The 10,692-nt window shown below is 71.7% G+C and carries 5 protein-coding genes; all 5 read right to left on the bottom strand.

All coding sequences use genetic code 11. From position 1 onward, the window contains the following. On the bottom strand, positions 1-5,978 hold a 5,978-nt coding region (locus tag IEY79_RS08880; protein ID WP_229700755.1), incomplete at its 3' end, for a type I polyketide synthase. A 57-nt stretch (positions 5,979-6,035) separates the two neighbouring features. Further along, entirely contained in the window at positions 6,036-7,382 is a 1,347-nt protein-coding gene (locus IEY79_RS08875) for an NAD(P)/FAD-dependent oxidoreductase (RefSeq protein WP_189106780.1), read from the bottom strand. 7 nt (positions 7,383-7,389) lie between these two features. Continuing rightward, on the bottom strand, positions 7,390-7,677 hold the full coding sequence (locus tag IEY79_RS08870; RefSeq protein WP_189106779.1) for an acyl carrier protein: 288 nt from the start codon (positions 7,675-7,677) through the stop codon (positions 7,390-7,392). An 82-nt stretch (positions 7,678-7,759) separates the two neighbouring features. Next, entirely contained in the window at positions 7,760-9,247 is a 1,488-nt protein-coding gene (locus IEY79_RS08865; RefSeq protein WP_189106778.1) for an amino acid adenylation domain-containing protein, read from the bottom strand. Then, entirely contained in the window at positions 9,244-10,386 is a 1,143-nt protein-coding gene (locus IEY79_RS08860) for an acyl-CoA dehydrogenase family protein (RefSeq protein ID WP_189106777.1), read from the bottom strand. The genes IEY79_RS08865 and IEY79_RS08860 overlap by 4 nt, the downstream gene beginning before the upstream one ends. Between the last annotated feature and the right edge of the window lie 306 nt (positions 10,387-10,692).

Below are 10,692 nucleotides of genomic sequence, written 5' to 3'. Positions count from 1 at the left end.
TCCAGCCCCGGCGCGCCCTTCTCGCCGCGCAGCACCGCGAGCAAGTCCCAGTCCACGTGCGGAGCAAGAGCGTCCGCGCACGCCCGCAACTGCTCCGCGAAGACCGGCGACTCCTCGAACAGCTCCACCGCCATACCGGCCCACTGCGACCCCTGGCCCGGGAAGACGACGACCGGGTTGCCGCCCATGGCGTTGCCGCTCAGGACGGCGCCGCCCGGGATGCCGCGGGACAGCGCCTGCAGCCCGTCGAGGAACGTGTGCCGGTCGCGGGCGAGGACGACCCCGCGGTGTTCCTGTGCGTTCACCGTGGTGGCCAGCGACCAGCCCAGGTCGGCGGTGCTCACCTGCGGGCGGTCCGCCACCCACCCGTGCAGGCGTTCGGCGCGGTCGCGCAGTGCCGACGGGCTGCCTGCGGAGACGACGAAGGGCAGCAGCCGGCCGGCGGTGTCGTCGTCGGCGTTCCGGTACCAGTACGGGCGGTGCTCCCACGGGTAGCTCGGCAGGCTCACCGGGGGCCGGGGCTGCGTCGCGCCGGCGGCCGGGAGGCCGCCCGTGACGAACAGGTCGGCGGCGGTGAGCGCCAGGCGCCGGAGCGCGTCGTCGGCGTCGACGGGCACGCGGAATAGCTCGTCCAGCGCCTGCGGCAACTCCCCCAGGGCGACGTCCACGACGGCGTCGACACCGGCGTCTGCCAAACGGCCGGCGTACGCCTCGTCGGGCGTCGCGGCGTGCTCGGGCCGCGAAGCGACCCGGGCGGCGAGTTCTTCCGCGCTGTCGGCCGGCGTGGCGTGGTCGGCGGCAAGTACGGGAAGGCGCGGGGGCAGCAGCCGGATGCCCTCGGGGCCCGCGGTGAGCAGTCGCACGCCGTCGGCGATGGTCAACTGCCCGGCCGTCCAGGCGGCGGCGATCTGGCCGCCGCCCTGCCCTGCGGCGGCGTACGGGGTGACGCCGACCGTGCTCCACAGCATGGTCGCCGCGACCTGGTGGCAGAACAGGTAGGTGTCGTAGAGGTCGCCGGGCGGTTCCGCCATGAGGTCCGGGGTGCTTCCGGTGGCGTTGCCGATGGCCTCGGCGCAGGTCTCCAGGGCGCGCGCGTAGCCGGGCACCGTGGCCAGCCGCCGACGCAGCTCCGCCCCCGGCAGCTCCGGCCCATACCACAGCGCGACCGTCCGCTGCTGGTCGCTCGCGGCCTCTCCGGTACGCACCAGAGGCGACGGGCGGCCTTCGGCGGACTCCTCCAGTGCCGCGGCGAGTTCGTCGGCGCTCTCGCCGACGGCGGCGAGCCGGTGGTCGAGCCAGGTCCGCCGGTACGCGGCGGTGAAGACGACGTCGTCCAGCTCGTGCGGTGCCGCCCTGAGCCGTGCGGCCATGCGGGCGGCCGTCCGGCGCAGCGCCGCAGAAGTGGCGGCGGTGACGGGCAGCACGTACGGGGGCGTACGGCGCGGGGAAACCTCGGCGCGCGCAGGCTGCGGCGCCTGCTCCACGAGGACGTGGGCGTTGCTGCCGCTGAACCCGAAGGCGCTGACGCCCGCGCGTGCGGGGCGGCCCCGGTCGGGCCACTGCTGCCGGGTCGTCGCGATGGAGACGGGCAGGCGGTCCCACTCGATGCGGGTCGACGGCCGGTCGAGCGGGTGCGGCGGGATCTCGCCGCGGTGGAGCGAGAGGACGGTCTTGAGCAGTCCCGCGGCGCCGGCCGCGGCCTCCAGGTGGCCGATGTTCGCCTTCGCCGAGCCGATGAGGACGGGGGCGGATTCGGGCCGGTCCCGGCCGAGCGCTTCGGCCAGCGCGTGCACCTCGATGGGGTCGCCGAGGGGCGTGCCGGTGCCGTGTGCCTCGACGTAGTCGACGTCGCCGGGTGCCCAGCCGGCCCGTTCGAGGGCCTGGCGGACGACGGCGGTCTGGGCGGCGGCGTTGGGTACGGTCATGCCGCCGCTGGCGCCGTCCTGGTTGACCGCGCTGCCGCGGACCACGGCGTAGACGCGGTCGCCGTCACGCTTCGCCGCCGCCAGCGGCTTGAGGATGAGCGCCACGGCGCCTTCGCCGCGACCGTAGCCGTCGGCGGCGTCGTCGAACGTCTTGCAGCGGCCGTCGGGCGCGAGACCTCCGGCGGCGGTCATGGACACGGACACGGTCGGGGCGACGATGACGTTGGCGCCGCCGATCACGGCGACCTCGCAGTCGCCGTTCTCCAGGCCCTGGCAGGCCAGGTGGAGCGCGGTCAGGGAGGCCGAGCACGCGGTGTCCACGGCGATGCTCGGACCGCGCAGGCCGAGGAAGTAGGAGAGCCGGCCCGCGGTGGCGGCGAACGAGGTGCCGGTGCCGTAGTAGTGGTCGACCTGCCGCATGTCGCGGGTGAGCAGTTGCTGGTAGTCGGCGGTGTTCAGGCCGAGGTAGACGCCGACTGGCCGGCCTTCCAGGGCACCCGCCGGGTGCCCGGAGTCCTCCAGTGCTTCCCAGGCGACCTCGAGCATCAGGCGCTGCTGGGGGTCGAGGGAGCGCGCTTCGCGCGGCGAGACGCGGAAGAAGTCGGCGTCGAAGCCGGCGACGTCCGCCAGGTAGCCGCCGCGGGTGGGGACGTCCGGGTCGGCCTCGGCCCAGATGGCGTCCTTCCTGCGGTCCGCGGGCGGTTCGCCGACGGAGTTGCGGCCCTCGCTCAGCAGCGTCCAGTACTCGTCGGGCGACCCCGCACCGGGCAGCCGGCAGGCGATCCCGACCACGGCGACGCCGTCCTCGGCCGTACCGCGGCCGGCGTCGGCTCCGGAGCGGGCCGCCGCGTCGGCGGCAGGGGTCTGCCCGGGGCCGTCGGCGGGGAGCAGCCCGGCCAGGTGCTTGCCGAGGGCTTCGATCGTGGGGTGCTCGAAGACGACGGTCGAGGACAGCGCCAGGCCGAACTCGGCTTCCAGGCGGGTGCGCAGTTCGACGGCGGTCAGTGAATCCATCCCCTGCTCGAACAGCCCGCGGCGGCGCGGCAGCGGCTTGTCGGACCCGTTGCCCAGGACCGCGCGCGTCACCTTCTCCACCCGGTCCGCCACCGGCGCGATCGAGGGCCCTGCCGCGGCGGGCGGCGGGGCGGGTGCGGCGGCAGCGGGGGCCGCGGGCGCCGCAGCGGGTGCCTGGAGTGCCGGCGCCTGCGCGGCGGCCGGAGCCGGACCGCCGGTGGGCTCGGCGAGCATCTCGGCGATGACGCGCCCGTCGGAGCTGAGCAGGCTCAGCCTGGCCTGCGCCGGTACGGCCGGCTGCGTACCGCCCTGTTCACCGCGGTCGACGCCCGGCAGCCAGTACCGGTCGCCGCCCCAGGACGGCACCGGCAGCCGGCGGTAGCGCTGCGGCGTGCCGGTGGTCTTCTCCCAGTCGACGGAGATACCGGCGACGTGGAGCCGGGCCAGCGTCCGGTGCAGGGCCAGCGCCCCGCGCTCGTCGCGGCGCAGGGTGGGGATGACCGGTCCCGGGCGCTCGGCCTGCGCCATGCCGGCGGCGAGCGCACGTGCCAGGACGGGGTGGGCGCCGATCTCGACCAGGGCACAGTGGTCTTCGCGCAGCAGCCGCTCGACGGCGGGCCAGAGCTGCACGGGCTCGGTGACGTTGCGCGCCCAGTAGTCGGCGTCGAGGCGCGTCACGTCGGCGTCCGGGTCGACCGAGGACAGCATCCGCAGCGACGGCTCGGCGGGCTCGATTCCGGTGAGGGCGCCGTGCAGCCGGCCGCCGCTCGCGGCGACGAGGGGGCTGTGGAAGGCGTAGTCGATGTCGAGTCGCTTGGCGCGCAGTCCGCGTGCGGTGAAGGCGGCCTCGGCCGCTTCGAGGCCATCGTGCGGCCCTGCCACCACGACCGCGTCGGGCCCGTTCACGGCGGCCACGACCACCGAGCCGTCGAGGTCGCCCAGGACCTCGGTGACCGACGCGGGGGCCGCCTTGACGGCGAGCATGCCGCCCGTGCCCGCCGTTTCGTGCAGGATCTCGCCGCGCTGGACCACCAGACGGACGGCGTCGGCGAGCGGCAGGGCGCCGGCCGCGTGCGCGGCGGCGATCTCGCCGATGCTGTGCCCGACGACGGCGGCGGGGCGTACGCCCCGCTCGGCCAGCCAGCGCGTCGCGGCGAGCTGCACGGCGAAGATGGCGGGCTGGGCGATGTCGGTGCGGTTCAGGTTGCTGCCGTCGACCCGGCGGAGTTCGTCGATCAGCGACCAGGACGTGTGCGTGCGGACGAGTGCGTCGCACTCCTCCAGGGTGGCGCGGACGGTGGCGTCGCCATCCACCAAGTCGGCGGCCATGCCGGGCCACTGGCTGCCCTGGCCGGAGAAGACGAAAACCGGGGCGGGGACGCCGCGGGGATCCACGATGCCCGTGTACGCGCCGTCCGGCGGGTCCTGGGGGTCGTCGAGCGCGGCGAGCAGTGCGGCCGGCTCGGCCGCCACGGCGGCGTAGCGGTGCGTCTCGTGGGTGCGGCGCGTCGCCGCGGAGGCGATCACGTCGCCCAGGTGCTGCTGCTCCTCGGTGGCGCGGTCGCGCAGCAGGGTCACCTGTTCCGCCAGCTCGCGCTCGCCGGACGCGGAGGCGAGCAGCACCAGCGGCTGATCCGGTGCCGGCGGCCGGGGCGGGTCGTCGAAGGCGGCGGTCTCGACGAAGACGTGCACGTTGGTGCCGCTGAGCCCGAAGGAGGACACCCCGGCCCGTACGGGCCGGTCCAGGCCGTTCAGGGACTCGCCGCTGGTGGGTATCGCGATGCCGCTCTTCTTCCAGTCCACCGCGCGGGACAGCTCGTCGAGTCCCGGCTGCGCCGGGACGTGCGCGGCCCTGGCGATCCAGACGGCCTTGAGCAGCCCGGTGATGCCGGCGGCGGCGTCGGTATGGCCGTAGACGGCCTTGCTGGAGCCGATGTACACCGGCCGGTCCGCGCTGCGGGTCTTGTACGCGTCGGCCAGGGCCATCAGTTCCGTCTGGTCGCCCAGCGGGGTGCCCGTGCCGTGCGCTTCGACGAAGTCCACGTCGTCGGGGCCGAGGCCCGCGTGGCGCAGCGCCTGGTGGTGGAGGTCTATCTGCGCCATCGCGTTGGGCGCGGTGACGCCGAGGCTGCGGCCGTCCTGGTTCACGGCCCAGCCGCGGATGGTCGCGTAGATCTGGTCGCGGTCCGCGACGGCGTCGGACAGCCGCTTGAGCACCACGAAGCCGCAGCCCTCCCCGCGGACGACGCCGTCGGCAGCCGCGTGGAAGGGACGGATCTGCCCCGTGGGGGAGATCGCGCCGACCCGGCTCATGAAGACGCTGAGTTCCGGCGCGGTCATCACGTTGACGCCGCCGGCGAGGGCGGTGTCGCACTCGCCCGACCGCAGGTTCTGGCAGGCCATGCTGACCGCGTACAGCGACGACGAACACGCGGTGTCCACCGCCGCGGCCGGACCGCGCAGGTCGAAGGCGTGCGCCAGGCGGCCGGCCGCGAAGCTGAACTCGGTGCCCGGCGCGTAGTGCGGCCCGATGCCCGCCGTGCCGAGGGTCTTGCTGTGCAGCAGGGCGTAGTCGTGGGCGAGGATGCCGGTGAACACCCCGGTGCGCGTCCCGTACCAGCTCTCCACGGGGCGGCCGGAGTCGCACATCGCCTCCCAGGCGATCTCCATGATCAGCCGCTGCTGGGGGTCGAGGGACCCGACCTCCCTGGCGGCGATCCCGAAGTGCGCCGGATCGAACTTGTCGATGTCGTCGAGGAACATCCCGACGTGGCTGGCGATGGTGCCCGGCCGGTTGCCCTCGGGGTCCCAGAATTCGGGACCCCACCGGTCGGGCGGCACCTCCGTCACGATGCTCGTACCGGACCCGAGAAGCGCGCCGAACGCGTCGAGGTCGCGGACACCACCGGGGTACCGCAGGCCCACGCCGACGATGGCGATGGGCTCTGCGGGTTCTTGCGCGTTGGTCGCGTCCGCGAGCATCTTCTTCTTCCCTCCTGGCGCCCGACGCATCGGTCGGGTCGTGGTTGTGCGCTTCATCGGGTGCTGCTTGGTGTTGCCGGGGGATTCAGCCGTCGCCGGGCGGGCGGGGCCTGGTCAGAACGCGGGTGCCGCCATGGGGGCACGGAGCGTTCCGAGGTACGGGTGCCACAGGTGCGTGGGGTCGTTCTCCACGGCGGTCACGGTCTCCCGCATGACGCGCAGCACCTCCGGCTCCTCGTCGTCGTACAGGTCGCCCTGGAGCAGCCGGACGACGTCCAGCCGGTGGCGGGGGTCCTGCACGAAGGCGGTGAACAGCACGTTCAGCCGGTAGTAGACGGAGATGAACTCGTACCAGTTGCGTACGCCGTTGCGCAGCTTCGCCTCGTACGTCTTGAAGCGCGACTCGGCGAAGTCCCCAGCCTCGTGGGCGGCGATGATGTCCGCGCTGGCGAACTTGGCGCTGGTGAGGGCGACGCTGACGCCGCTGGAGAAGATCGGGTCGACGAACCGGGCCGCGTCGCCGATCATGACGAAGCGGTCGCCGGTGATCTTCTCCATGGCGTAGCTGTAGTCCGCCTCCACCTTGAACGGGCGGACCTGCTCGGCCTTGCGCAGTTCCGCGGCGAGTTCCGGGCGGCTTTCGATGAGCTCCCAGAAGAACTTGTCACGGTCGGTGTTGGCCTTGGTGAACTGGTGCTTCTGCGTGACCACACCGACGCTGGTGATCGTGTCGGTGATGGGGATCTGCCACACCCACGTGTCGCTGATCGGCAGGAAGTGGACGTAGATGTAGTCGAGCTTGTCCGGGTTGGAGGTCAGGGCCTTGCGGTCGAGACCGTCGAACCAGGCGTGGACGGCGTACTGGTCGAAGACCGGGTCGGGCTGCTTCACGCGGAGCTGCCGCCCCAGCATCGTCTGCCGGCCGGAGGCGTCGACCAGCATCTTCGTGGTGACCTGGAACTCGCCGGAGTCGTTGCGGCAGGTGATGGTCACCTTGTCGGGGTCGTCGAAGTCGGCCCGCAGCACGCGGGTGGACTGCGTGACCCTGGCGCCCAGGCTCTCGGCGTGCTCCAGCAGGATGAGGTCGAACTTCCCGCGGTCCACGTGGTACGTGTAGTCGCGGTCGATGCCTTCCTGGTCCCGCTCGCTGAACTGGATTTCGGCGGCGCCGAATTCGTGAGCCAACTTGCTGAAGTCGTTGGTCACGATGTTGCGGGTCTCTTTCGAGGTCCAGGCAGCCCCGTACTTGCGCGGGAAGCCGGCCTTGTCGATCTTCGGCATGGCGCCGGTTTCCGTCATCACGCGGGTCGTGGCGGGCACCAGTGACTCGCCGACGTGCTCGCGGGGGAACTGCTCGCCCTCGAAGACGGCGACGGACAGGCCTGCCTTGGCCAGGTAGGCCGCGGCGGTGGAACCGGCCGGCCCGGCACCGATGATGACGACGTCGTGGTCAGTACTCATGCGGCCTTCACTCCGTTCCGGCGGCGATGGTCGCCTGGTCCTGGCGCGCGAGGTCGGTCACCATCGCGGTAATGCTCTTCACGTCCTGGAAGTTGCCCGCGTTGATCTTCGTGGGCGGTATCACGACACCGAGTTCGTCGCGAATGAACATGAGCAGCAGAGCCGTGTTCATGGAGTTGAGCACGCCCCATTCGAGCAGCGGCGTGGTCTCCTCCAGCTCCCCTTTCTTGTCGCCGTTCAAAAAGCGTTCTCGGATGTACCCCGAGATACGCTCTGAAGTCACGTCATCGGACACGTGGAATTTCCCTCCGTGGATGTGAATGGAGATAAGGGCTTGCGCGTCCGCCGGGCGGGCTCGATGCCGGCTGCGGCGGCGTCTATAAGGGGCGGGAAGTCACCGGCTGCCTGGCTGTGGCGGCGAGGGCGGCTCGGTCGACTTTGCCGTTGCGGGTCCGCGGCAGTTCCGTGACCACGTGCACGTCCTCGACGAGCATGTAGCGGGGCAGCCGCCGCGCCAGGTGGCGTTTCAGGTCGAGCAGGCCCGGCTGCCCGTCGCCGCCCGGGAGCACGAAGGCGGTGAGCCGCGCGTCCATCCCGGTGCCGGCGACCACGACGACCGCCTCGGAGACGTCCGGGTGGGCGGCGAGCGCTGCCTCGACATCGCCGAGTTCCACGCGGTGGCCGCGCACCTTCACCATGTGGTCACGCCGGCCGACGTACTCGAACCTGTTCTCCGGCAGCACCCGGACGATGTCGCCGGTGGCGTACGGGCCGTCGTGCCGGCCGCGCCCCCAGTACCCGAGCATCACCGTCGGTCCTTCGACCAGGAGTTCGCCCTCTTCACCCGGCCCGGCCACCATCCCGTCGGGACGCTGTGCCCAGAGCCGGGCGCCGGAGGCGGTGCCGCCGATCGGCAGGGGCCGGTCCCGGGACAGATCCGCGGGGGCGACTTCGTGGAAGCTGCAGACGTTCGTCTCCGTCGGACCGTAGAGGTTCAGGAGCCGGGCGGACGTCCAGTCCGCCAGCCTGCGGACCTGGTCGATGGCGAAGGGCTCGCCGGCGAAGAGCACTGCCCGCAGCCGCGGCGGGGCCGTCCGCTCCAGCAGGCCGCCGTCGCGCATCATCAGGGTGAGGGCGGACGGCACCGAGTACCAGATGCTGATCTGGCTCTGGTGGAGGAAGTCCACGAGTTGCGTGGGGGCGTAGGCCAGTTCCGCGGGGATCAGGTGGACCGAGGCGCCGACGGCGAAGGCCGCGTAGAGGTCCAGGACGGAAAGATCGAAGGTCAGCGGCGCGTGGTTGGCGAAGCGGTCCGCGGGGGTCGGCTCCAGCACCCGCACTGCCCAGTCGACGAAGGCCCACGCGTTGCGGTGGCTGATGCTCACGCCCTTCGGCGTCCCGGTCGAGCCCGAGGTGTAGAGGATGTACGCGAGGCTGTCCGGCTCGACGAACTCGTTGATCTGCTCCGGCGCGCCGTCCAGGTCCTCGGCGAGATCCTGTAAGAGGAAGTCCTCGGGCAGGTGGTCGTGCAGTTGCGGGAGAAGGGTCGCGGTGCTCAGCACCACGCGGGCGCTGCAGTCCCGGACGACGCCGGCCACCCGCGCCGCCGGGTTCGTACCGTCGGCGGGGACGTAGGCGGCGCCGAGGCGGAGCACCGCCTGCATCGCCGCCACCACGTCCGGGGACTTCTCGGCCCAGATGACGACCCGGTCGCCCCTGCCGACGCCGAGTGCGCGCAGGCGCCAGGCGAGGACGCCGGCGCGTTCGTCCAGGACGCCGTAGGTCAGCGCGTCGGCCGGACCGGTCACGGCGAGTCTGTCGGGCTCCTTGCCGGCGAAGTCGATCACGCACTGGTGGAGGTTCACAGGCCGGCCTCCCGGGCGATGAGCTCCCGCTGGATCTCGTTGGTCCCGGAGAAGATGGCGCTTGGCACGCTGTCGCGCAGGTGCTGTTCCACGCCGGTCTGCGCCAGATAGCCGGCGCCGCCGAAGATCTGCACCGCGTCGGTGCTGTTGGCGATGGCCGCCTCGGACACGGCGACCTTGGCCAAGGCCACGGCCTCGGTGTAGTCGCGGCCCTGGTCCATCAGCCAGCAGCCCCGGTAGAGCAGCAGGCGGGCGCTCTCCAGGCGCTGCTTCATCACCGCTATCCGGTGGGATATCGCCTGGAAGCTCCCGAGAGGGCTGCCGAACTGCTTCCGCTGCTTGGCGTGTTCGATGCAGCGCTCGAGCTGGTGCTCCATCAGCCCGACGTAGCCGGCGAAGAGGCAGGCGCGCTCCCACCCCATCGAGTGCTGGAACACGGCGCCGCCCTGGCCTTCTTCACCGAGGCAGTAGCGGGCCGGGACGCGGCAGTCCCGGAAGGTCACGCGCGCCGCCGGGCAGCTGTCCAGCCCCATCTTCCTGAAGGGCTCTCCCACCTGGATGCCGGAGAGGTCGCGCGGTACGGCGAACGCCGTCACACCGAGGAATCCTGCGCGCGGGTTGGTGACGGCGTAGGTGACGATGACGTCCGCGGCGGGGGCGTTGCTGGAGAAGGACTTCTCTCCGTCCAGGACGTACGCGCCGTCCTCGCTTCGTGCGGTGACGGCCAGATTGCCCACGTCGGAGCCGGCGTCGTCCTCCGTCATCGCGTTCGCCGCGACGAGACTGCCGTCGGCCATCCCACGCAGGAAGTCCTGCCGCACCTCTCCCGCTGCGAAGTCGCGGATCGGTACACCGCACGCGAGCAGGTGCGCGGAGACCGAGAAGACAAGACCCGCGTCCCGGCAGCCGCGCTGGAAAGCTTCGAGGGAAAGAGCGGTGTCCAGAGCGGAAAGACCGCCACCACCGTGCTCTTCCGGCAGGCACAGGCCGGTGAGCCCAATTTCGGCAGCGGCCTTCCATTGTTGACGCGTGAAATAACTGCCGGCGCCTTCAGTTCCCGCGCGGCCCAACTTCTCCCGGCTGGCGCAGAGGATCGCGTCGTACCTCTGTTGTTGCGCAGCGGTGAACCCGAACTCCAACGCTCCCCCTTATGCGACGAAAACCATTGCCGCAGTCGTACCGCGGAGATCATCTGTGTCACGGGAACATGACGTCGCGAAAGGGTTCCCCGTTCACAGTTTTTCCTGTTTGCCGCACGCGTGTGCTCAACCCCGTGTGCGGCCGCCGATGGTGGCACCCGGCGCCACCTCGAAGCATTCGCTAACATCGACTTTAGACGATGTCGATAGTGAAACTCGCTAACATCGCCAGACTGTAAAGTGAGGCGCTGGAGCCCGTCAAGAGGGTTCAGCCTGCTCGCGGAATGCAACTGAAGCGACACCGTA

It is taken from the genome of Streptomyces camponoticapitis (assembly GCF_014646115.1).
Taxonomy (GTDB): domain Bacteria; phylum Actinomycetota; class Actinomycetes; order Streptomycetales; family Streptomycetaceae; genus Streptomyces; species Streptomyces camponoticapitis.
This window is presented reverse-complemented; position numbering and strand designations above follow the sequence as displayed.

Coding starts and splice junctions, on each gene's coding strand:
- IEY79_RS08875 (WP_189106780.1), bottom strand. CDS start 7,382: ATGAGTACTGACCACGACGTCGTCATCATCGGTGCCGGGCCGGCCGGT.